The organism is Streptomyces sp. NPDC013317 (assembly GCF_055563155.1).
This window is the reverse complement of record NZ_JBVHDX010000006.1, coordinates 286754-309589: the sequence shown is the minus strand read 5'-3', so window position 1 is coordinate 309589 and position 22836 is coordinate 286754. Positions and strand designations below refer to the sequence as shown.

At 72.2% G+C, this 22836-nt stretch carries 20 protein-coding genes; 12 read left to right on the top strand and 8 right to left on the bottom strand.

Going from position 1 to position 22836, the window contains the following annotated elements; all coding sequences use genetic code 11:
* Window positions 1–47: 47 nt before the first annotated feature.
* Entirely contained in the window at window positions 48–695 is a 648-nt protein-coding gene (locus ACZ3IJ_RS18895; RefSeq protein ID WP_352187108.1) for a TetR family transcriptional regulator, read from the bottom strand.
* Window positions 696–943: 248 nt separating this feature from the next.
* Between ACZ3IJ_RS18895 and ACZ3IJ_RS18890 the strand changes: the two genes are divergently transcribed.
* Both ACZ3IJ_RS18890 and afsK read left to right on the top strand, forming a co-directional pair.
* On the top strand, window positions 944–1813 hold the full coding sequence (locus ACZ3IJ_RS18890; protein ID WP_467469541.1) for a VOC family protein: 870 nt from the start codon (window positions 944–946) through the stop codon (window positions 1811–1813).
* Window positions 1814–1916: 103 nt separating this feature from the next.
* Window positions 1917–4307 carry a protein serine/threonine kinase AfsK gene (gene afsK / locus ACZ3IJ_RS18885; RefSeq protein WP_467469539.1) on the top strand — a complete coding sequence of 797 codons (2391 nt, stop codon included), beginning with the start codon at window positions 1917–1919 and terminating at the stop codon, window positions 4305–4307.
* 145 nt (window positions 4308–4452) lie between these two features.
* Here afsK and ACZ3IJ_RS18880 read toward each other — a convergent pair whose 3' ends face one another.
* Window positions 4453–5097, bottom strand: a complete 645-nt coding sequence (locus ACZ3IJ_RS18880; protein ID WP_467469537.1) for a hypothetical protein — start codon at window positions 5095–5097, stop codon at window positions 4453–4455.
* Between the two features lie 127 nt (window positions 5098–5224).
* On the opposite strand from ACZ3IJ_RS18880, the gene ACZ3IJ_RS18875 reads away from it, so the two are divergent.
* Entirely contained in the window at window positions 5225–5791 is a 567-nt protein-coding gene (locus ACZ3IJ_RS18875; RefSeq protein ID WP_467469535.1) for a hypothetical protein, read from the top strand.
* Window positions 5792–5861: 70 nt separating this feature from the next.
* Window positions 5862–6359 carry a hypothetical protein gene (locus tag ACZ3IJ_RS18870; RefSeq protein WP_467469533.1) on the top strand — a complete coding sequence of 166 codons (498 nt, stop codon included), beginning with the start codon at window positions 5862–5864 and terminating at the stop codon, window positions 6357–6359.
* A 9-nt stretch (window positions 6360–6368) separates the two neighbouring features.
* Here the strand turns inward: ACZ3IJ_RS18870 and ACZ3IJ_RS18865 are convergent, their stop codons facing one another.
* Genes ACZ3IJ_RS18865 through ACZ3IJ_RS18855 form a run of 3 tightly spaced genes read right to left on the bottom strand, consistent with a single transcriptional unit; the run spans window position 6369 to window position 8720 of the window.
* On the bottom strand, window positions 6369–7139 hold the full coding sequence (locus tag ACZ3IJ_RS18865) for an enoyl-CoA hydratase/isomerase family protein (protein WP_467469531.1): 771 nt from the start codon (window positions 7137–7139) through the stop codon (window positions 6369–6371).
* Window positions 7136–7561: a Zn-ribbon domain-containing OB-fold protein gene (locus ACZ3IJ_RS18860; RefSeq protein ID WP_467469529.1), complete on the bottom strand. Its 426-nt coding sequence runs from the start codon at window positions 7559–7561 to the stop codon at window positions 7136–7138. The genes ACZ3IJ_RS18865 and ACZ3IJ_RS18860 overlap by 4 nt, the downstream gene beginning before the upstream one ends.
* A gap of 16 nt (window positions 7562–7577) precedes the next feature.
* Entirely contained in the window at window positions 7578–8720 is a 1143-nt protein-coding gene (locus tag ACZ3IJ_RS18855; protein WP_383288200.1) for a lipid-transfer protein, read from the bottom strand.
* A 92-nt stretch (window positions 8721–8812) separates the two neighbouring features.
* Between ACZ3IJ_RS18855 and ACZ3IJ_RS18850 the strand changes: the two genes are divergently transcribed.
* Together ACZ3IJ_RS18850 and ACZ3IJ_RS18845 are read left to right on the top strand one after the other, a co-directional pair.
* A complete protein-coding gene (locus tag ACZ3IJ_RS18850) occupies window positions 8813–10363 on the top strand; it encodes a FadD3 family acyl-CoA ligase (RefSeq protein ID WP_467469526.1) in 1551 nt (516 codons plus the stop codon).
* 90 nt (window positions 10364–10453) lie between these two features.
* Window positions 10454–11110: an LppU/SCO3897 family protein gene (locus ACZ3IJ_RS18845; RefSeq protein ID WP_467469524.1), complete on the top strand. Its 657-nt coding sequence runs from the start codon at window positions 10454–10456 to the stop codon at window positions 11108–11110.
* 24 nt (window positions 11111–11134) lie between these two features.
* Here the strand turns inward: ACZ3IJ_RS18845 and ACZ3IJ_RS18840 are convergent, their stop codons facing one another.
* From ACZ3IJ_RS18840 to afsR, 3 genes are all read right to left on the bottom strand, one after another.
* The gene (locus tag ACZ3IJ_RS18840) at window positions 11135–11353 is read right to left on the bottom strand and encodes a hypothetical protein (RefSeq protein ID WP_467469522.1); all 219 of its coding nucleotides are present in this window, start codon (window positions 11351–11353) and stop codon (window positions 11135–11137) included.
* A gap of 348 nt (window positions 11354–11701) precedes the next feature.
* On the bottom strand, window positions 11702–11875 hold the full coding sequence (locus ACZ3IJ_RS18835; RefSeq protein ID WP_467469520.1) for a hypothetical protein: 174 nt from the start codon (window positions 11873–11875) through the stop codon (window positions 11702–11704).
* A gap of 201 nt (window positions 11876–12076) precedes the next feature.
* Complete coding sequence (afsR, locus tag ACZ3IJ_RS18830; protein WP_467469518.1) at window positions 12077–15040, bottom strand: SARP-family global regulator AfsR; 2964 nt, start codon at window positions 15038–15040, stop codon at window positions 12077–12079.
* A gap of 155 nt (window positions 15041–15195) precedes the next feature.
* Here afsR and ACZ3IJ_RS18825 point away from each other — a divergent pair, with 155 nt between their 5' ends.
* The 6 genes from ACZ3IJ_RS18825 (at window position 15196) to ACZ3IJ_RS18800 (ending at window position 22774) form a co-directional block, all read left to right on the top strand.
* Complete coding sequence (locus ACZ3IJ_RS18825) at window positions 15196–16416, top strand: amidohydrolase family protein (RefSeq protein ID WP_467469516.1); 1221 nt, start codon at window positions 15196–15198, stop codon at window positions 16414–16416.
* A gap of 91 nt (window positions 16417–16507) precedes the next feature.
* On the top strand, window positions 16508–17428 hold the full coding sequence (locus ACZ3IJ_RS18820; protein ID WP_467469514.1) for an LLM class F420-dependent oxidoreductase: 921 nt from the start codon (window positions 16508–16510) through the stop codon (window positions 17426–17428).
* 13 nt (window positions 17429–17441) lie between these two features.
* The gene (locus ACZ3IJ_RS18815; RefSeq protein ID WP_467469512.1) at window positions 17442–18203 is read left to right on the top strand and encodes an SDR family NAD(P)-dependent oxidoreductase; all 762 of its coding nucleotides are present in this window, start codon (window positions 17442–17444) and stop codon (window positions 18201–18203) included.
* 108 nt (window positions 18204–18311) lie between these two features.
* Window positions 18312–19436 (top strand): LLM class flavin-dependent oxidoreductase, encoded by a 1125-nt coding sequence (locus ACZ3IJ_RS18810; protein WP_391800876.1) that lies wholly within the window; start codon window positions 18312–18314, stop codon window positions 19434–19436.
* Window positions 19437–19598: 162 nt separating this feature from the next.
* Complete coding sequence (locus ACZ3IJ_RS18805) at window positions 19599–21326, top strand: N-acyl-D-amino-acid deacylase family protein (protein ID WP_467469510.1); 1728 nt, start codon at window positions 19599–19601, stop codon at window positions 21324–21326.
* Window positions 21323–22774: an aldehyde dehydrogenase family protein gene (locus tag ACZ3IJ_RS18800; RefSeq protein WP_467469508.1), complete on the top strand. Its 1452-nt coding sequence runs from the start codon at window positions 21323–21325 to the stop codon at window positions 22772–22774. Before ACZ3IJ_RS18805 ends, ACZ3IJ_RS18800 begins: the two co-directional genes overlap by 4 nt.
* Window positions 22775–22836: the final 62 nt, after the last annotated feature.

The following is a 22836-nucleotide window of genomic DNA, read 5'->3' as shown; positions in this document are numbered from 1 at the left end:
GGGGACCGCCGCCGGCGCGACAGGACGGACGGGAAAAGGGGCCGGAGCTACTTGGTCGGCTTCTTGCCGGTGATGCCCAGGTGCACCAACAGCGCCAGGTTCGGCTTCAGTTCGGCCTGCTTCACACCCCAGGTCTGGAAACCCTTCTGGTGGCCGGCCACCGAGGCCAGCATCGCCACCAGGGAGCCCGCCATCGCCGCGGGGCTGACGTCCTTGTCGACCTTGCCCTTCGACTGGAGCTCCTTCACGCTGTCCGTGAGGGAGTTGGTGACGGAGTTCAGGATCTTCATGCGGATCTTGTAGAACCGCTTGTCGCCCTCCGCGGCGCCGAGGTCCACGACCCGCAGGATCGCGTCGTGCTTGCGCCAGAAGTCCAGGAAGCCCTCGACCAGTTCCTCGGAGGTCTGCCAGCCGGCCTTGCCGACCCAGGAGCGGCCGGAGACCAGCTCGGTCAACGCGGCGCCCTCCTTGGCCATTTCCTCCGCGATCTCGAGGACGGCGCCCTCGACGTCGGGGAAGTACTGGTAGAACGTCGCGGGTGAAGTGCCCGCCTTCCGGGCCACGTCGATGACCTTGACGTCCCGGTACGGCGAGGAGCTGAGCATCTCGCTGAGGCAGTCGAGCAGCTTCTGCCGCGTCGCCTGGCCGCGTCGTCCGGCCACGCGGCCGTCGACGGTACGTACTTGTCCTGTCATGCCGTCAGCTTACCGAGGGGTGATCGGCGCGCGATTCGGCCGACTGCAAATGGGGTGCACCCCCGTCCACCCCTCCCCGTCGAGGTCGGGACCGGCGGATGGATCAGCTCCATTCGAAAAGGCTTATTAACAGCCTGTGGACAACTTCGGTGGACAACTCGGGGCCGCCGGGTTCGCCGCCTCCCTATATGGCGGTATGTTCGATTATGGGGCGTGCGGGGCGGATGCCCCCGGCCTAGCGTGGAGCCATGGCCGTATTCACAGAGGGCACCCCGTGCTGGGTGGAGGCGCAGCTCCCCGACCTCGAGGCGGGCAAGCGCTTCTACGGCGAGCTCTTCGGCTGGACCTTCGACCCCGACCGCGACGAGGCACTCAGTGACGGCAGGCGCGTCGCCGGACTCGTACCGAAGCGCGACGGCAGGATGCCCACCACCTGGACCGTCTTCCTCGCCACCGAGAACGCGGGCACGCTCGCGGCCCGGATCAAGGCGGCCGGCGGCCAGATGATCATGGAGCCGTACCCGGTGGGCCCCTTCGGAGTCCTTGCGCTCGCCGCGGACCCCGGCGGCGCCGTCTTCGGGCTCCGGCAGGCCGGGGACGACGAAGGCTTCGAGAAGACGATGCTCCCCGGGTCCTTCTGCTGGATGGAGGTCTATACGAGGGAGCCGGGCACGGTCGACACCTTCTACGCCTCCGTCTTCGGCTACCTCGGCCGCCAGGTGGACGCGGACGAGGAGGGCAGGGAGGGCGGCTTCGACTACCGCGTCTGGTCCCCGCCCGGCTCCCGCCCCGGGGACGACACCGCCTTCGGCGGCCGGGCCGTCCTCACGGAGGCGTTCCCCGCCGAGATGCCGGGACACGTCCTCCTCTACTTCGCCGTGACGGACTGCGACGCCGCCTGCGCGACCGCCGTCGAGCTCGGCGGCCGGGTCACCAACCCGCCCTTCGACACCCCGCACGGCCGCATCGCCGTCCTCCGCGACAACCAGGGCGCCCGCTTCGCGATCCTCGCCGAGCCCTCGCCCGAACCCGCGAACGGGTCACCGACCCGTTCGGGGGACGACGAATCCGCCGAATCGGCTGAAAGTGCGACCTCCGCGTCCGACGATATGCACTGAGACACCCCGATCCGCCCCCGGGTTCGCAACCGTCGCCCCGGACAGGAAGAATCAGGGCCACGGGGCCGTATTCTCATGGCCCGTACGGGGAGGTGGCAGGCAAGTGGAGCAGCTGACGCAGCACGACCCGAGACGGATCGGGCCCTTCGAGGTGCTGGGACGGCTCGGTGCCGGCGGCATGGGTCTCGTCTATCTCGCGCGCTCGGCGTCGGGGCGGCGTGTGGCGATCAAGACCGTGCGGACCGAACTCGCCGAGGACCAGCTGTTCCGCGTCCGTTTCACCCGTGAGGTCGAGGCCGCGCGGGCCGTCTCCGGCTTCTACACGGCCGCCGTCGTCGACGCCGACCCCCGGGCCGCCGTGCCGTGGCTCGCCACCGCCTACGTCCCCGCCCCCTCCCTCGAAGAGATAGTGAACGAGTGCGGGCCGCTGCCGGCCCAGGCCGTGCGCTGGCTGGCCGCCGGGGTCGCCGAGGCCCTGCAGTCCATCCACGGCGCGGGCCTGGTCCACCGCGACCTGAAGCCGTCCAACGTCCTCGTCGTCGAGGACGGCCCCCGGGTGATCGACTTCGGTATCGCCTCCGGGGTCTCCAACACCCGGCTGACCATGACCAACGTCGCCGTCGGCACGCCCGCGTACATGTCGCCCGAGCAGGCCCGCGACTCGCGCAGCGTCACCGGCGCCAGCGACGTCTTCTCGCTGGGCTCGATGCTGGTCTTCGCCGCCACCGGCCACGCCCCCTTCCACGGCGCCAACCCCGTCGAGACGGTGTTCATGCTGCTCAGGGAGGGCCCGGACCTGGAAGGGCTCCCCGACGAGCTGCGTCCGCTGATCGACTCCTGTATGCAGATGGACGTCTCGCGCCGTCCCTCCCCGGCCGATCTGCAGGCCCAGCTCGCGCCCCATCTCTTCGGCCCGGGCAGTGACGACAGCGGTACGGCGTCGGCGTGGCTGCCGCAGTCCGCGACCGCCATGATCGAGACGCGCCGCGGCGGCCGTCCCAGCACCCCGCCGCCCCCGGCCGCCCCGCCCGCGCCGCCGCGACCGCCCCGCCAGGCGCCCGAGTGGGGCGCCGACCCGCGCCCCGGCGCCGACCCGCGTCCTGTCGGCGGGCGCCACGCCGCCCCGGCGGAGTCCTCCGGTCCCGTACGGCTGGCCGGAGCCGCCGTCCCGATCGGCCCCGGCCCCCGGGTCGCCGACACCCGCGCCGCGATCGGCCAGGTATCGGACACCGCCACCGGCTGGATCCGCCCGCCCGGCGGCGGCGCGAACGGCGCCGAGCCCGGCCCGCCGCCGGGCGCCCGCCCGCTCCCCGTACCGGCACCGGCGGCGGAGGCGGCGCCCGAGCCCGCGCACTGGCGGCCCTGGCGCTTCCGGATGTCGAACGACGTCTGGGGCACCCCGGTCGTCGCCGGCGACCTGCTCTACGTGACCTCCTTCGAGGTGCACGCGCTGGACGTGGCCAGTGGCCGCCGCCAGTTCAAGACGCGGGACGTCGCCTGGTCGATGGCGGTGGCCCAGGGCCGTATCCACGCCTCCGACGGACCGACGCTCTACGCGCTCGACGCGACCGACGGCAGCGAGCGCTGGCGGCTCCAGACGGACGCCTGGGTGTACTCGCTCAAGGTCGACCGGGGCACGGTCGTCACCGGCACCCGGGGTGGCGGCGTCCAGGGCTGGGAGGCCTCCAACGGCGCCAAGCTGTGGGAGATCACCGGCGCGCAGACGGACTTCGAGACCCCGGAGGCGGGGCCCGCCGTGCACGGCGACACGGTGTACGTGTGGCGCGAGGCCCGGCTCCAGGCGCTGGACGCCCGTACGGGCGTGGAGCGCTGGTCGTACCCGGTCGGCGACGCCGCCTCGTGCGGCAACGTGCCGGTGCGGGTGACTCCGGCGGAGGACGGCTGCGTGTACGTCGCGGCCGGGACGCGGGTCCTCTCGATCGACATCGCGGGCGGGCGCGTCCGCTGGCACTTCGAGGCGCCCGCCGTCTTCCTCTCGCCGCCGGCCTTCGCGCCCGGTCCCGCCGTCACGGGCGGCGGGGTCTACCTCGCCGACTACCTCGGGACGGTGTACGCGCTGGACGCGACCACCGGCCAGGACCGCTGGCGGATCGCGACCGAGTCGCGCCAGTCGCCCGAGCCGGTCCTGGTCGTCGACGGCAACGTCCACGTGGGCAGCGGCAGCGCGCTGTACACGCTCGACGCCGTCACCGGCACGCCGAAGTGGCGTTTCGCGGCGGGCGGCGAGCTGACCGGTACGCCGGTCGTCGCCGACGGCCGGGTGCACTTCGGCTCGGCGGACCACGTCCTGTACACACTGGACGCGACGGGCGGCCAGCTGCGCTGGAAGCTTGCGACCGGCGGCGAGATCACCGGCTCGCCGGTGGCGCGGGGCGGGGTCGTGTACGCGTGCAGCAAGGACCGGTGCGTGTACGCGCTGGACGCGGTGAAGGGCACGGCGACCGGGCGCGGGGCGGCGGCACCCAGGACCTGAGCCCCCGAGGCCTGAGCCCGCTCCCCCGGCCCACGAGCCGGGGCGTCGCGAGCCGGGTGCGTCGCGGGCCGGGGGAGCGCCGGGTCGGGGGAGCGCCGGGCCGGGTGCGTCGCGGGCCGGGGGAGCGCCGGGTCGGGGCGTCGCGTCAGGCGCGGTGGCTGGGCGGCGGCTGCTGCTGTCCCGGGTCCTGGTCCCAGGGCGGGACGTCCATCGTCCGGGTGGGCGCGCCGTAGGGGTCGTCCAGCCTCGGGTGGCCTGGCTGTGTCGGCTGGTCGGGACCCACGGGCCCGTCGGGCGGCATGTGATCCGTCGGCTGCTGCCAGGGCTCCGTGTGGCGTCCGGGCTCCGGCCCGCCGAGGGGCAGGCTCCGTCTCGGCGCCCGGCGGCCGGACATGACGAGGGACGCCAGGAGGAGCAGGACCCCGCCGCCGAGGGCGTTCGCGACGCCGTCGCCGAGCCCCGTGCCGTCGCCGGTGATCGTCAGGCGGCCCTCGGCCTGGCCGACGCGGACCATCCACAGGATGGTGAAGCCCAGCACGGTCAGCCCGGCGATCGCCACGAGCAGGCGGGAGCGGAACACCACGCCGGCGAGGGTGATCACGGCCGCGAAGGCGAACGGCAGCAGGATCGAACCGATCACGTCCGCCTTGGCTTCGGTGATGCCGCCGAACAGGTCCTGGATGCGGTATTCGCTGCCGTGACGGCCGTCGTACCAGGCACGGAAGGGGCTCCAGACGGCGGCCGTCGCTCCGGCGAGGGCCAGAACCGAGCCGATGACGTTGCGGACCATCGATCGGCCTCCTTCGGTCCGGCTCTCGCTGTCGACGCTACGCCGGGTGCGGGGGCCCCGCCACGCGGCGCTAGGGTGTCCCCGCACAAGGCAGGGACACGACAGAAATACGGAAGGGCGGGGCGCGGTGAGGGCAGGGCGACGGCTGCGGTTCTCGGCGGTGCTCGTGGTGGTCGTGCTGGCGCTGACCGGCTTCCAGACGGGCAAGAGCAGCGGCGGCAGCGGCGGCAAGAGCCGGGGCGGCTCGAGCGGCGGCGGCTGCTCCAGCTCCAAGAAGAAGAACGACGACCACGACTACGACCACGACCTGAGCAGCGGTGACAGCAGCGGCTCCGGCGGCTCCGATGCCTACCCGACCGACTCCGCGCCGTCCCCGACGGTCACCTCGTCCGCCGTTCCGGCGGAGGTGACGGTGGTGGATTGTGTGAAGTTCGCGCAGAAGAAGCGCAAAGGCCGGCCGGCCCGGAAGGCGGACACCACCGCCAGTGTCCGGATCACCTCGCGGGCCTCGGTGACGGAGACCTTCCGCGTTGAGCTGGAGTTCCAGGACGCGGGCGGCATGAAGCGGGACGAGGCGTCCGAGGACGTCACCGTGGGGCCGGGTGAGACCAGGGTCTTCGACATCGCGATGGAGTCGCCGAGCGCGGTCGACCGGGTCCGGACGTGTGAAGTCGCGGGCCTCTCCGTCCAGTAGGGTGACGTGCGCCCGTCAAGGCGGGCGCATCCGCTCATTCGCACACCGCACATTCAACGGGGGTTGAAGCGTGAAGCTTCGTCATGTCCGTGCCATCGCCGTCTTCGGTATCGCTCTGGTCGCGCTCACCGGCGCCCGCGGCTCCCACGGCGGCAGCTGCTCCGGCGGCGGCTCCAGCAGCTCGGGAAGCAACAGCAGCTCCAGCGGCGGCTCCGACAGCAACAGCTCCAGCAGTGGTGGCGTGACCACCGGCGGCGTCGGCGGCTCGTCGCGGGACAAGGCCCAGCGCGACGTCCGCATCGACGAGTGCAAGCTCAGCGACGACCGCAAGAACCTGGTCGCGAAGGTGACGATCACCAACAGCGACTCCTCGGCGTACCTCTACGACGTGTCCCTGCAGTTCAAGGGCGACCCGAGCGCCAACATCGCGATGGCCAAGGTCGACGACGTCCGCGTCGAGGGCGGCGCCTCGACGCCGGCCGAGGCGACGACCCCGTACACCGGCACCGGTGACGGCTCCGAGTACACCCAGTGCGTCGTCGTCGACGCCGACCGCACCATCGGCTGACCCACCCCGCTAGCGCGTCCGGAAGCCCGCCGCCCTCCTCGTGAACAGCTCCGCCTGCCGCTCCGGCGGCAGGTTCCCCAGCGTGACGAGGTGCGGCGCGTGGGCGAGGGCCTGGGCGCGGGCGGCCTCCTTGGCCGACCACAGGGCGCGGACCGTGCCCTGGACCGCCTCGGTCGGGTACGCCGCGATGACGGCGGCGGCCCGGCGGGCGGCGTCCAGCGCCCCGCCGGGCTCCGTCAGCTCCGAAACGAGCCCCGTCTCGTACGCCCGGCGGGCCGAGATCCGCTCGGCCGTGCCCATCAGGGCCATCCGCGCGACCTCCCCGAACGGCATCTTCTGCGCCATGTGGATGGTCTCGAAGGCGCTGACCATCCCGTAGGAGGTGTGCGGGTCGAAGAAGGTCGCGTCCTCCCCGGCGACGAGGAACTCCGCCTCCCCGAGCAGGTAGAACGCCCCGCCGCAGGCCATCCCCTCCACGGCGGCGACCACCGGCTTCCACAGGTCGTTGGCCTTGGGCCCGATGGCGACGAGCGGATCGTCGATCGTGTACGGCGACGAGGGCTGGGGGACCTCGGCCGAGCGGTCGACTCCGGTGCAGAAGGCCCGGGTGCCCGCGCCGGTGACGACGACCGCCCGCACCTCGTCCTCGTACCTGAACTCCCGCCAGGTGTCGGCCAGTCGGCGCGCCATGTCCAGAGTGATCGCGTTGTGCTTCTCGGCCCGGTCGAGGGTGACGACCGCGACGCCCGTCTCCTTGTCGCGTACGACGGTGAGGGTCATCCGCGCTCCAGGAGCCAGCGGGGCACGGTCATGCCGTCGATCTCGGTGAAAGCGACCCGTACGCCCGCCCCGATCCGGAGCCGGGCCGGGTCGACCGAGTCGAGCGCCGCACCCGCGTCGGCGACGACGTTGCCGACGAGCCGGATGCGCGGGGCGTCGAGGAGTTCGACCACCACGGCGTTGTACGGGGCCTGGGCGGCGTAGTCGGGCAGGAGCGGCGGGTGGGGCAGGACGTACGACCAGATCCGGCCGCGTCCCGACATCAGCCGCCACTCCGCGGCGAAGGACTGGCAGTGCGGGCAGCAGGGCCGGGGCGGGAAGCGCAGCTCGCCGCAGTCGGCGCAGCCCTGGATCCTCAGTTCGCCCCGGGCGGCGTACTCCCAGAAGGGGGCGCCGTCCTCGTCCACGACAGGCGTCAGCATGGTGGGACTCAACTCCTCAGGCTCGAAGCAGGATGGCCGATGTGGGGACGCCCTCGCCCGCGGTGACCAGGCAGGTGGCGGCGTCCGGTACCTGGGCGGTGGAGGTCCCGCGGAGCTGCTTCACGCCCTCGTTGATGAGGTTGAAGCCGTGGACGTACGCCTCACTGAGTCCGCCGCCGCCGGTGTTGATGGGCAGCCGGCCGCCGATCTCCAGGGCGCCGCCCTCGGTGAACGCGGCCCCCTCGCCGCGGTCGCAGAAGCCGTACCCCTCCAGGGAGAGCGGTATGAGGGGGGTGAACGCGTCGTAGATCTGGGCGACGTCGACGTCCTGGGGCCCGAAGTCGGCCTGCTTCCACAGGTGCCGGGCGGCGGTCCAGGCGGGTCCGGTGAGCGGGTCGTCGTTCCAGTAGTTGACCATCCCGTGGTGCTGGGAGGGCAGGCCCTGGGCGGCGGAGTGGACGTACACGGGCTTCTGGCGGCAGTCGCGCGCCCGCTCGGCGCCGACGATCACGCACGCCAACGCGCCGTCGGTCTCCAGGCAGTTGTCGAAGAGGCAGAGCGGTTCGCTGATCCAGCGCGCGGTCATGTACATCTCGCGGGTCAGCGGGCGCTCGTACATGATCGCGGCCGGGTTCTGGTTGGCGCGGTTGCGGCAGGCGAGGGCGACGTTGAAAAGGTGGTCGCGGGTCGCGCCGTACTCGTGCATGTAGCGGCGGGCGAGCATGCCGATCTCGTCGGAGGGCCGCAGGAGCCCGAAGGGCCGGGTCCACTGGCCGGGGGTGGGCAGCTGCACGGCGGTGTTCTTCCACGGCCGGGGGCCGCTGCCGCGCTTGCGTGACCGCCACGCCACCCCGACGCTCGCCTGGCCGGTGGCGACGGCGGCGGCGAGATGGCCGACGGTGGCGCACGAGCCTCCGCCGCCGAAGCCGACCTTGGAGAAGAAGGTGACGTCGCCGGCGCCGATGGCCTTGGCGACCTCGACCTCGTCGGTCTCCTCCATCGTGTACGAGGCGAAGGCGTCGACCTCGGAAGGCGCGATGCCGGCGTCGTCGAGTGCCGCGAGGATCGCCCGGCAGGCGAGCGTCTTCTCGGACTCGGGGAGCTGTTTCGCGAATGGTGTCTGTCCGATCCCGACGATGGCCGTGGCGTCCTTGAGCACTGCAACCTCCCCGATCGCGAGCTGCTGACAGCGCGTCAGGGTACAGCTAATCTGACGGATAGTCAGCTACGGGTGCGGCGGAAGGGACTGCGATGCGCGGCGACCTGGAATGGGGCTCGATAGCGGGGCTCGTACGCTCGGCGGCCGAACGGTACGGGGCGGCGGAGGCGGTGGTCGAGGGCCGTACCCGCGTCTCGTACGAGGAGCTGGGCGAGCGCGTCGAACGCGCCGCCGCGGCCTGTCTCGCGGCAGGTGTGGAGCGCGGCGACCGGGTCGCGATCTGGGCGCCGAACACCCTGGACTGGATCGTCTCGGCGCTCGGGGCGGTGACGGCGGGGGCGGTCCTCGTCCCGCTGAACACCCGCTTCAAGGGCACGGAGGCGGCGTACGTCATCTCCCGCTCCCGGGCGAAGCTGCTCTTCGTCACCGGAACCTTCCTGGGCACCTCGTACGTCGCCTCCCTGCGCCGCGCCGGGGTCGAACTCCCGCACCTGGAGCGCGTGGTGGTGCTCGCGGACGCGGCGCCCGAGGAGTACACGACCTGGAAGGACTTCCTCGCGGAGGGGGAGGCGGTCTCCTCGGCGGAGGTCCGCGCCCGGGCCGCGGCGATCGACTCCGCCGACCCCTCCGACATCATCTACACCTCGGGGACCACGGGCGCGCCGAAGGGCGCGGTGATCACGCACGCGCAGACGCTGCGCTGCTACGGCATCTGGTCGGAGCTCGCGGGCCTGCGGGAGGGCGACCGCTATCTGATCGTCAACCCGTTCTTCCACACCTTCGGCTACAAGGCCGGGATCATCGCCTGCCTGATGCGCGGGGCGGTGATGGTGCCGCAGCCCGTCTTCAACGTCGACACCGCCCTCGCGAACATCGCCGCCGAGCGCATCTCGGTCCTGCCCGGCCCGCCGACCCTGCACCAGTCGCTGCTGGACCACCCGGCCCGCTCCTCGTACGACCTCTCCGCCCTGCGGCTCGTGGTCACCGGCGCGGCCGTGGTGCCGCTGCGGCTCGTGGAGCGCCTGCGCGGCGAGCTGGGCGTCGGCACGGTCCTCACGGCGTACGGACTCTCCGAGGCGAGCGGCATCGTCACGATGTGCCGCAGGGGCGACCCGGCGGACGTCATCGCGACCACCTCCGGCCGCCCGATCCCCGGCACCGAGGTCAGGCTCTCGGCGGCGGGGGAGGTGCTGGTCCGGGGCCACCATGTGATGAGCGGCTACTTCGAGGACCCGGAGGAGACGGCGCGCGCCGTCGACGCGGAGGGCTGGCTCCACACGGGGGACGTCGGGGCCCTGGACGAGGCGGGCAACCTGCGGATCACGGACCGGATCAAGGACATGTTCATCGTCGGCGGATTCAACGCCTACCCGGCGGAGATCGAGCAACTCCTCGGCCTGCACCCGGACATCGCCGACGTCGCCGTCATCGGTGTTCCCGACCCGCGGCTCGGTGAGGTCGGCAAGGCGTTCGCGGTGCGGCGGCCGTCGGCGAGGGCCACGGCGGACGACCTGATCGCCTGGGCGCGGCGGGAGATGGCGAACTACAAGGTGCCGAGGGAGGTGGAGTTCGTCGCGGAACTGCCGAGGAACGCGAGCGGCAAGGTGGTCAAGGGGGTGCTGAGGTCACAACATCGTCGCTGACCGGCGGAACGCCGCCTTCAGGGCGGGGGGGCCGGGAACAATCCGCACCGCACGGCGTCCCCTTCCCCTCGTCTCCCCCTGGAGCAGCCGGTGTCGTCTCCCGAACTCCCCATCACCCTCACCCCGCAGCAGGCGGCCACGGGGGTGACCCTCACCCTCACGCTGCCGACCGGACCCGCGCACATCCGGATACCGCCGTGCCGCCACGGCGACCTGATCCCGGCGGAGGTCGGCGCCGGCACGGTGCTCCTGCGCATCCAGGTCGCCGGGCCGGCCCAGGCCCCGCGCAAGGCGAGTCCCTGGGGCTGCCTGGTGACGCTGGGCGTGATCGGCGCGGTGATCGCGGCGCTCGTCCTCACGAACGACGGTGACGACGAGACCCCGACGGCGGGCTCGCCGCCGGCCGCCACCACGACGACCCCGTCCCCGTTCCCGACCACCGCCCCGGCCGCCACGGCGACGACGGAGGCCCCGCCGGACCCGTACACGAAGGGCACCTGCCTCAACGGCACGCTCCCGGACTCGACGACGGCGCAGAGCGTGAGCGACATCGACGAGGTGGACTGCTCTGCCTCGGACGCGCACTACCGGGTGATCCAGACGTTCCCGCTCACCTCGGACCTGAACCGCTGCAACGCCAACCCGAAGACGCAGTACGCCTTCTCGCACCGCTACACGATCAACGGGGCGACGGTGAACGAGTACGTCTACTGCCTGGTGGGGCTGGGGACGTACGCGCGGGGGTGACGGCGGTCGGCGTCGGCGGCCCGGTCAGGTCGCGTGGAAGTCCTGGGGCCCCGTGCCCGTGGCGTGGAAGTCCTGGGGCCCCGTGCCCGTGGCGTGGAAGTCCTGGGGCCCCGTGCCCGTGGCGTGGAAGTCCTGGGGGTCGGTGTCCGTGGCGTGGAAGTCGGCCAGGGCCGGGGCCGCCGTGCCGGCGGCGAGCAGCGCGGCGATGAAGGCTCCGGCCAGGAAGCGTGCGGTGCGGGACATGGCGACTCCTTGTGCGGACAGGGGCGTGCGTGCCGTCCCAGCCTCTGCGATCGAGAACGTCAGTTCGACGGTTGCGCGACATTCCGGCCAAGTGGGGCCGAGGGATTGGCCGGGATGCCCCGGCCTGTGCGAGAGGGGCCGGGCGGATGCCCGGCCCCTCCTCACCGTCCGGTCGCTCGACGCGACAGGCTCTGCCCGACCGGTCCCCCCGGCCGTCGGGCGTCCCCCGAGCCTTCGCCTTCGGCGATCTCCGGACGGTCACGGCTTCGGCGGCTCCCCCGATGGCGCCGCCGGGGCCGTCCCCCGTCGCGAGCCGGCCCTCGTTCCCCCGTGGGCCGGCCCGGGTCGCTACTTGATGGGCTCACCGGTCGCGTGGGCGTCCAGCGGCTTCACGGGCTTGGCGGGCTCGCTCGTCGCGTGGGCGTCCAGCGGCTTGATGGGCTCGCTCGTCGCGTGCGCGTCCAGCGTGGTGATCTCCTCGCCCGTGGCGTGGGCGTCGGTGGGCTTGAGGTTGTCGGCCATGAAGGTCATCTCCTGTAGCTGATGGACGTGGCGAGAGCGACGCCCGCCCGGCGATTCCCCCGTGGATCGCCGGGTGGGACGTCCAGGGCCGATCACCCTAACGGTGGGGCCTCATCGCGATCCGTCTGCCCCCCGACGCGGCGGATCGACATACATGAGAGTGCCGTGCGGCGATAAACGATTGATGAACGACCAGGTGCGTCACGCGACCGCGGCCGGCTGCAACAGCGTGCGGACGTCCCCGGCCTCGGGGGAGTCGAGCTCCTCGAAGACCGTCAGAGCCTCACGCCAGCACACGCGTGCCCGGTCGATCTGCCCCAGCGCCGACAGGCCGCGCCCCAGCACCGTCAGGACGTTGGCCCGCCGCCATTCGCCGCCGATCCCGTGCAGGACGGCGAGCGCCTGTTCCGCGTGGGACGCCGCCGACGCGGACTTGCGCTCGGCGAGGTTGACCTCGGCGAGCCGGAACAGCGTCATGCCGTGCCACAGCTTCTGCCGGCTCTCCTGGAAGACGTTCAGCGCCTCGGTGAGGACGGCACGCGCCTGACCGGTCTCACCCGCCTCGGTGAGCGCCAGACCCAGCGCGTACTTGCCGTTGGCGAGGCGGAGCGGCAGACCGTCGTCCGCCTCCTCGTAGATCGCGATTCCCTGGCGCGCCAGGTCGACCGCGCTGGTGATCCGGCCCATGGCGAGGTGCACCCGGGACAGGTTGCACAGGGCGCTGGCCTCCCCGGGCTTGTTCTGGTCGGCCCTGAACGCGGCGAGTGCCTGCGACAGATGACTCTCCGCGTCCGTGTGGCGGCTCTCGTAGAGCGCGATGATGCCGAGCTGGTTGGGCGCCTGCGCGGACGAGACGGGGTCGCCGGCCGCGAGGCCGGCGTCCAGGGCGCGGCGCGCCTCCTCGGCGGCCTCGCCGAACCGCCCCGAGGTGCTGTGCACATGGGTGAGCATCGTCCGTGACCGGGCTTCTGCCCGCATCTCCCCGGCCTTCGCCGCGGCCTCGCTCACGGTCGTTGCCGCCTGTGCGAACTGATGCGTGTTCGCCCCCGACTCGGCGAGGTCGACGGCGGCCATCAGCAGGTCCGCGGCGCGGCGGAGAAGTCCGTTGCCGGCGGACTGGCGGGCGCAGGCGAGGAGCCCGTTGGCCTCGGTGAAGAGCCAGTCCAGGGCGGCTTCCTGGGTGTCGAAGGCGAGACCGGGGTACTGGGTGCGCTCGATGTGGTCCAGGACCCGCTCCCCCGGCCGTTCGATCGCGTAGACCCGGGCCGCCGTCGACAGGTAGAAGTCCAGCAGCCGGGACAGCGCCAGTTCCCTTTCCACCGGCGGCTGTTCGTCCCGCTCCGCGCACGCACGCGCGTAGAGCCGCACGAGGTCGTGGTACCGGTAGCGGCCCGGGGCCGCCGACTCCAGGAGGGAGGTGTCGACCAACGCCTCCAGGAGGTCCTCCGTGTCGTGCAGCTCCAGGTCGAGGACGGCCGCGGCCGCCGCGAGGGAGATGTCCGGGCCGTCGGCCAGGCCCAGCAGGCGGAAGGCGCGGGCCTGGGCCGGCTCCAGCTGGCCGTAGCCGAGTTCGAAGGTGGCCTTGACCGCGAGGTCGCCCGCCTGGAGTTCGTCCAGACGGCGCCGCTCGTCGGCGAGCTTCGCCGCCAGGACCGCCACCGTCCAGGTGCGGCGGGCGGCCAGCCGGGAGGCCGCGATACGGATCGCCAGCGGGAGGAAGCCGCATGCGGCGACCACGTCGAGGGCCGCCTCCCGTTCCGCCGAGACGCGCTCCTCGCCGACGATCCGCGTGAAGAGCTGGAGCGCCTCCTCCGGCGACATGACGTCCAGGTCCACCAGGTGCGCCCCGGCCAGGTCCACCATCCGGATGCGGCTGGTCACCAGCGCCGCGCAGCCCGCCGTGCCCGGCAGGAGGGGGCGGATCTGGGCCGCGTCCCGCGCGTTGTCGAGCAGCACGAGGACCCGCCGGCCGTCCAGCGTCGAGCGGTAGAGCGCCGCCCGCTCGTCCAGCGAGTCGGGGATCGCGGAGTCGGGCGTGCCGAGGGCCCGCAGGAACGCGCCGAGGACCGTCTCGGGGGCCGCCGCGCGGGCACCGGCGCCCTGGAGGTCGACGTAGAGCTGTCCGTCGGGGAAGTGCGGCCGCGCTTCGTGCGCCACGTGCACGGCGAGCGTCGTCTTGCCGACGCCGCCGATGCCCGCGAGCGCCGATACGGCCATCACGGAGCCCTCGGCCGTGGCCAGTCGTCTGCCCAGCTCCCGTACGAAGGAGTTGCGGCCGGTGAAGTCCGGGACCGTGGCCGGGAGCTGCGCGGGCCGGGAGACGACGGGCGCGGGAGCCGACTCCTCCACCGGGCGGGCCAGTTCGGTGTCGGCCTGGAGGATCCGCTGCTGGAGGCGGGAGAGCTCCGGGTTCGGGTCGACGCCCAGCTCGTCGGCGAGGAGCCGACGGGTGTCGGCGTAGACGGCCAGCGCCTCGGCCTGCCGGCCGCTGCGGTAGAGGGCCAGCATCAGCAGTTCGCGCAGGCGCTCGCGCAGCGGGTGGGCGGCGGTGAGCGCGGTCAGCTCGGAGACGGCCTCCGCGTGCGCGCCGGCCTCCAGGTCCATGTCGAGCCGGGTCTCCAGGAGCTGGAGCCGCCACTCCTCCAGGCGCACCCGCTGCGTCTCGGCGTACGGCCCCGGTACGGAGGCCAGCGCCTCGCCGTCCCACAGTCCGAGGGCCTTGTTCAGCCGGGACCTGGCCGCCGCGCGGTCGCCCGCGCCCCGCAGCTTGTCGGCCTCGGCGGCCAGCTCCTGGGCGACGTTCAGGTCGAGGGCTCGGGCGTCGGCGGTCCGGATGGCGTACCCGCCGGACTCGCTGACCAGCACCCCGGCGTCGAGGACCTTGCGCAGCCGCGAGGCGTACGTCCGTACCGCTGCCAGTGCCTGCGAGGGGGACTCCTCGCCCCAGATGGCGTCGATCAGCTCGCCGGCCGTGGCCGTGCGCCCGTCGCGCAGGAGCAGCGCGGCGAGCAGGGCGCGTTGCTGGGGCGAGCCCGAGGGAAGGGCGGTGCCGTCCCGCCAGGCGCGTACCGGGCCGAGCACACTGAAGCGCAGGTCGTCCGTGCGGACGCGACCTGTCAGCGGAGCTCGCTGCTCCGGGACGTGCGGGCCGTTCTCACGGTCCATAGCTCCCCCTGCCGTACCGCTGGTTTCGCCCCTGACAGTCTGCCTTGCCCGGAGGGGATGCGTCAGCATCGGGTCACTGTCTGCACAAGTCCTGCCACATGATTCGGCCGACCAAGGAGCTGACGGGTCGTCAGATCAGCGCTACCGTGAAGCGCATGGAGACCTTCCCGAAGATCATCTCGGTGGACGACCACACCGTGGAGCCGCCTCACGTCTGGCGGGACCGGCTCCCGTCCAGGTACCGCGACACCGGACCCCGGATCGTCCGCGCGCCCCTGAAGGAAATGACCTTCCTCGGCGGAAAGTTCGCACCCGTCATGGGTGCCAAGGGCGACGACGGGCCCATCGGCGACTGGTGGGTGTACGAGGACCTGCACCGGCCGCTCACCCGGCTCGACACCGCCGTCGGCTACGACCGGGACGAGATCAGGCTGGAGGTCATCACCTACGAGCAGATGCGCCCCGGCTCGTACAGCGTCCCCGACCGGCTGGCCGACATGGACGTCAACCACGTCCAGTCCGCGCTCTGCTTCCCCACCTTCCCGCGCTTCTGCGGGCAGACCTTCACCGAGGCGAGCGACCGCGAGCTCGGTCTCCTCGGCGTCCGCGCTTACAACGACTGGATGGTGGAGGAATGGTGCGGGCCCGAGGCCCGCGGGCGGCTGATCCCGCTCACCCTCATACCCCTGTGGGACGCCGAACTGGCCGCCGAGGAGGTGCGGCGCAACGCCGCCCGCGGGGTCCGCGCCGTCGCCTTCTCCGAGATCCCGCCGCACCTCGGGCTCCCGTCGGTCCACACCGACTACTGGGACCCCTTCCTTCGCGCCTGCGACGAGACCGGAACCGTCGTCGCCATGCATATCGGCTCCTCGAGCCGGATGCCGTCCACCTCCGCCGACGCCCCGCCCGCCGTCGGCTCCACCATCACCTTCGCCAACTGCTGCTTCTCGATGGTGGACTGGCTGATGAGCGGGAAGTTCGAGCGCTTCCCCAACCTGAGGATCATGTACGCCGAGGGCCAGATCGGCTGGATCCCGTACATCCTCGAGCGCGCCGACGTCGTCTGGGAGGAGAACCGCGGCTGGGGCGGTGTCGCCGACAAGGTGCTGCGCCCGCCGTCGGAGCTCTTCGCCGAGCACGTCTACGGCTGCTTCTTCGACGACGCCTTCGGCCTGAAGAACCTGGACGCGATCGGCGTCGGGAACGTCCTGTACGAGACGGACTACCCGCACTCCGACTCCACCTGGCCCAAGTCGCGCGAGGTCGGCGAGGCGCAGATGGGGCACCTTGCCCCGGACGTGGTGGAGCGGATCGTGCGCGGCAACGCGATCGACCTGCTCGGCCTGACCCCGGACGGGCTCTGGCCCGGAGCCTGACCGCGCAACCCCCTTGTCTGATGGGCCGTCAGGTACGAGCATGGGGCGTTCGCTCGTATCTGATGGATCGTCAGATGAAAGGGGATCCGCCATGGTGGTCTACGGGATGCAGCTCCCGGTCCAGTCGCAGAGCACCCTCTACGCCGAGCCCTGGGAGGCCGCCGCCGGGCCCGCCGATCTGGTGGAGGTCGCCCGCGTCGCCGACCGGACCGGCTTCGACTACATCGCGAGCTGCGACCACGTCGCCATCCCCCGCCGCCTCGCCGGGCCCATGAGCACCGTCTGGTACGACCCGGTCGCCACGCTCTCCTTCCTGGCCGCCGCGACCGAGCGCGTCCGGCTGCTCTCGCACGTCGCGGTCGTCGGTCTGCGCCACCCCCTGGTGACCGCCAAGTCGTACGCGACCCTCGACCACCTCTCCGGCGGCCGTCTGGTCCTCGGGGTCGGGGCCGGGCACGTCCAGGAGGAGTTCGAGGCCGTCGGGGCGGACTTCGCCGGGCGCGGGGGCGTGCTGGACGAGACCATCGACGCGCTCCGGGCGGCGCTCGGTCCGGAGGAGTACCCGGAGCACACGGGCGAGCGGTTCGCCTTCAAGGACCTCGGGCAGCTGCCCAGGCCCGCCCAGGAGCGGGTGCCCGTCTGGGTGGGCGGCTCCTCGCCGGCCGCCGTACGCCGGGCGGCCCTCAGGGGGGACGGCTGGCTGCCCCAGGGCGACCCGAGAGCCGAGCTCCCCGCGCAGATCGCCCGGCTCAGGAGCCTGCGCGAGGAGGCCGGGATCGAGGACCCGATCACCGTCGGGGCGATCGTCGAGGCCCTGTACGTCGGCGAGGCCGGCTGGGACGTCGGCCGGCGCACGCTTTCGGGCAAGCCGGAGGCCCTCGCCGAGTCGCTGAACGCGTACGGAGCGATGGGCGTGCACCAGATCCAGGTCCGGTTCCGCTCCCGGAGCCGTACCGAACTCACCGATCAGATGTCGGCGTTCGCCGCCGAGGTCGCCCCCCACCTGAGCTGAGGAGTGGACGGACATGGGCAAGCTGGACGGGCGGGTCGTCGTCGTCACCGGCGCGGCGCGCGGACAGGGCGAGCAGGAGGCGCGGCTCTTCACCGCCGAGGGGGCGCGGGTCGTCCTCGCCGACGTGCTCGACGCTCCCGGCGAGGCGCTGGCGAAGGAGCTGGGGGAGGAGCGCGCGGTCTACGTCCACCTCGACGTCACGCGTGAGGAGGACTGGGCGGCGGCGGTCGCCGCCGCCAAGGAGCGCTTCGGGCGGATCGACGGGCTGGTGAACAACGCGGGCATCCTGCGCTTCAACGAGCTGGTCTCCACGCCCCTGGAGGAGTTCCAGGCGATCGTCTCGGTCAACCAGGTCGGCTGCTTCCTGGGGATCCGCAACGTCGCGCCCGAGATCGAGGCGGCCGGTGGCGGCACGATCGTCAACACCGCCTCGTACACCGGACTGACGGGCATGGCGGGCGTCGGCGCGTACGCGGCGACCAAGCACGCGGTGCTCGGGCTGACCCGGGTGGCCGCGCTGGAGCTGGCGGCGAAGGGCATCCGGGTCAACGCGGTCTGCCCGGGGGCGATCGACACCCCGATGAGCAACCCGGAGGGCGTGGACCCGGAGGCGACCGCAGGGCCGTACCGGCAGCTGGTGCCGATGGGCCGGATCGGAAGGCCCGAGGAGGTGGCGGCGCTCGCGCTCTTCCTCACCGCCGACGACTCCTCGTACATCACCGGGCAGCCGTTCGTCATCGACGGCGGCTGGCTCGCCGGCGTCAAGCTCTTCTGAACGGTTCTGACGCTCCATCAGGTATTGACGCGCCTGCCGCACGGTGCGAAAGTCGGGCACATCGAGAATCTGACGGTACGTCAGAAACAACGAGGACGGTGAACCCCCTTGGAATTCGGGATCTTCGTACAGGGATACGTCGGCAAGCGCGCCGAGACCGATCCCGAGGCCGAGCACAAGGCGCTGATGGAGGAGACCGAGTACGTCATCCAGGCGGACAGGTCCGGGTTCAAGTACGCCTGGGCCTCCGAGCACCACTTCCTGGAGGAGTACTCGCACCTCTCGGCGAACGACGTCTACCTCGGCTACCTCGCCCACGCCACCGACCGGATCCACCTCGGCTCCGGCATCTTCAACCCCCTGGCGCCGGTGAACCACCCGGTGAAGGTCGCCGAGAAGGTCGCCATGCTCGACCACCTCTCCCAGGGCCGCTTCGAGTTCGGTTCGGGCCGCGGGGCGGGCTCCCACGAGATCCTCGGGTTCATGCCGGGCATCACCGACATGAACCACACGAAGGAGATCTGGGAGGAGACGATCGCCGAGTTCCCCAAGATGTGGCTCCAGGACGAGTACGTCGGCTTCCAGGGCAAGCACTGGTCCCTGCCGCCGCGCAAGGTCCTGCCCAAGCCGTACGGGAAGTCCCACCCGGCCATGTGGTACGCGGCCGGCTCGCCCTCCTCGTACGCGATGGCGGGCAGGAAGGGGCTCGGCGTCCTCGGGTTCAGCGTGCAGAAGGTCTCCGACATGGAGTGGGTCGTCGAGTCGTACAAGACTGCCGTCAAGGAGGCCAAGGCGGTCGGCGACTTCGTCAACGACAACGTCATGGTCACCTCGACCGCGATCTGCGCCGAGACGCACGACAAGGCCGTCGAGATCGCCGTCAGCGGCGGCCTCAACTACCTGCAGTCGCTGCTCTTCCGCTACCACGACACCTTCCCCCGGCCCGAGGGCATCCCCGAGTGGCCGGAGCTGCTGCCCGAGTACAGCGCGGAGATCATCGAACTCCTCATCGCGGAGGAGCTGATGATCTGCGGTGACCCGGAGGAGGTGCTTGGCCAGTGCAAGCGCTGGGAGCAGGCGGGCGCCGACCAGCTGTCCTTCGGCCTGCCGATCGGGATCAGCTACGAGGACACGATGAACACGGTCAAGCTGATCGGTGAGCACGTGATTCCCAAGATCGACACGGACCCGGTCCACCGCACGACCCGCTTCCGCCAGGCCGCGACGTCCTGACGGGGGCCGCCCTCCGGGCCGGGGAGCTCCCCGACCGTCACGAGCGCGGGGCGGTGTCTTCCCGGACCACCGTTCCGTACCGGCCCCGGCCGGGGACGTCGTAGCCGCGGCCGGCTACCGCGTCCCCGGCCGGGGCGTGTTCACGTGCAGAAAGGGACCGTCATGCTCGACCACCTGATCAAGGGCGCCACCGTCGTGGACGGCACCGGCGCCCCCGCCTTCGTCGCCGACATCGGCATACGCGACGGACGGATCGTCTTCGCCGGAGCGGACGCCACCGCCCGCACCACCGAGGACGCCACCGGCCTCGTCCTCGCCCCCGGCTTCGTCGACCCCCACACCCACTACGACGCGCAGCTCTTCTGGGACCCCTTCGCCACCCCCTCCATGAACCACGGCGTCACCACCGTCGCAGGCGGCAACTGCGGTTTCACGCTCGCGCCCCTCCACCCGGACCGTCCCGAGGACGCCGACTACACGCGCCGCATGATGTCCAAGGTGGAGGGCATGGCCCTCAAGGCCCTGGAGGAGGGGGTCGACTGGAGCTGGTCCTCCTTCGGCCAGTACCTCGACGCCCTCGAAGGACGGATCGCGGTCAACGCGGGCTTCATGGTCGGACACTGCGCCCTGCGCCGGTACGTGATGGGCGCGGAGGCCGTCGGCGGGCAGCCCACGCCCGAGCAGCTGGACCGGATGACGGCGTTGCTCCACGAGGCCATGGAGGCCGGGGCCTGGGGCCTGTCCACCACCCAGTCCGCCACCCACTCCGACGGCGACGGCGCCCCCGTCGCCTCTCGGCACGCCACGCCCGCCGAGCTGATCGCACTCTCCGCGGCGGTCGGCGAGCACGAGGGCACCCAGCTCGAAGCGATCCTCGCCGGCTGCCTCGACCAGTTCTCCGACGACGAGATCGACCTCTTCGTCGACATGACGGCCGCCGCCGGACGCCCCCTGAACTGGAACGTCCTCACCATCGACGCCGCCGTCCCCGAACGCGTCCCGCGCCAGCTCGTCGCCTCCGAACGCGCCCGCAAGTCCGGCGGCCGGATCGTCGCGCTCACCATGCCGATCCTCACCCCCATGAACATGTCGCTCGGCACCTTCTGCGCCCTCAACCTCATCCCCGGCTGGGGCGAGATCCTGGCGCTCCCCGTACCCGAGCGGATCGCCAGGCTCCGCGACCCGGACGTCCGGGCCGAGATGCTGCGCCGGGCCGACTCCAGGGAGGCCGGTGTCTTCCGCCGCCTCGCGCACTTCGGCCGGTACGTCATCGGCGACACCTACAGCCGCGAGAACGAGGGACTCACCGGACGGGTCGTGGGCGACATCGCCGCCGAGCGGGGCCAGGACCCCTTCCAGTGTCTCGTCGAGATCTGTGCCAACGACGAGCTCAGGACCGTGCTGTGGCCGATGCCCAGCGACAACGACCCGGCCTCCTGGGCGCTGCGCCGCGAGACCTGGGAGCACGAGGACGTGATGCTCGGCGGCTCCGACGCGGGCGCGCACCTGGACCGCATGTGCGGCGCCCCCTACACGACCCGTTTCCTCGGCGACTGTCTGCGCGGCCGGAAGCTGGTCCCGCTGGAGCAGGCGGTGAAGATGCTCAGCGACGACCCGGCCCGGCTCTTCGGGCTGCGCGAGCGCGGGCGGATCGCCGAGGGGTTCCACGCCGACCTGGTCCTCTTCGACCCCGAGCGGATCGACGCGGGCCCGGCGACCCTGGTGCACGACCTGCCGGGCGACAGCCCCCGGCTCGACTCGCGGGCGGTCGGCATCGTCTCCGTCCGTGTCAACGGCGTGGAGACCGTCCGCGACGACGAGGTGACCGGCGCGATCCCCGGCAGGGTGCTCCGCTCGGGCCGTGACACGAGGACGGTGTCCACACGGTGACGCAGCGACTCTTCATCGGCGGGGAGTGGGTCGAGCCCGACGGCGGGCACTACGAGGTGGTCAACCCGGCCACCGAGGAGGTCGTCGGGCTCGCGCCCGAGGCCTCCCGCGACCAGGTGTACGAGGCGGCCGAGGCCGCCCGGGAGGCCTTCGCGACCTGGTCCCGTACGAAACCGGAGGAACGCGCCGCGATCCTCGACCGGGCAGCCGACCTGATGGCCCGCGACGCGGAGGCGAACGTGGTCCTCGCGCAGGCCGAGACCGGCGCCACCACCGGGACCGCGCGGGGCATGCAGGTCGCCGTCGGCTCCTCCCGCTTCCGCCGGTACGCGCGCGGCGCCCTGGAACCGGTCGAACAGGCGCTGCCGCCGCAGATCAACGAGGCCGGTCCGATGGGGAAGGCCGGGGTCTTCGGCGCGGTCGCGGTGCGCCGCCCGGTCGGGGTGGTCACCTGCATCACCTCGTACAACAACCCCTGGGCCAATCCGGCCGGCAAGATCGCCCCGGCCCTCGCCATGGGCAACACGGTCGTGGTGAAGCCCGCCCCGCAGGACCCGCTCTCCGTCTTCGCGATGGCCCGGGCGCTGGAGGAGGCGGGCGTCCCCGCGGGTGTGGTCAACGTCGTCACGGGCACGAGCACGGCCGTCGGCGAGGCCGCGGTCGACTCCCCGGCCGTCGACATGGTCTCCTTCACCGGCTCCACGGCCGTCGGGCAGCGTATCGGCGAGGTCTGCGGCCGGGCGCTGAAGCGGCAGCTGATGGAGCTCGGGGGGAAGGGCGCGGCGCTGGTCTTCGACGACGCCGACCTCGACTCCGCGGTGATGGGAATCGGCACCACCTTCTCCTTCTACAGCGGACAGATCTGCACGGCCCCGACCCGGGTCCTCGCCCAGCGCGGGATCCACGAGCAGCTGATCGACAAGCTCACCGGCTATCTCGGCTTCATGAAGGTCGGCGACCCGACGGTGCCGGGCACGGTCGTCGGGCCGGTGATCTCGGCTGCCCACCGCGACCGGGTGGAGTCGTACGTCGAGCTGGGGCGGAAGGAGGGCGCGCGGGTGGTCGTGGGCGGCGAGCGCCCGGCCGTGGAGCGCGGCTTCTACGTGGCCCCGACGCTGCTCGCGGAGTGCACGAACGACATGCGGGTGGTCCGGGAGGAGATCTTCGGCCCGGTCGTGGTGGTCGTCCCCTTCGACGACGAGGAGGAGGGGATCGCGCTGGCGAACGACAGCGACTACGGGCTGCTCGACTACGTGTGGTCGGGCGACGTGGCCCGCGCGTTCCGCGTCGCGGCCCGGCTGAGGGCGGGCGGTGTCGGGGTGAACACGATCGGACGGAACATGGAGGCGCCGTTCGGCGGGTTCAAGAAGAGCGGTGTCGGGCGGGACGTGGGGTCGTACGCCCTGCACGCGTACAGCGAGACGCAGGCGGTGGTCTGGCCGGGCTGACGCCCCTCCCGCACGGCCCGGAAAATTCTTCGGGAAAATTTGGAAACGGACATTAAGGACAG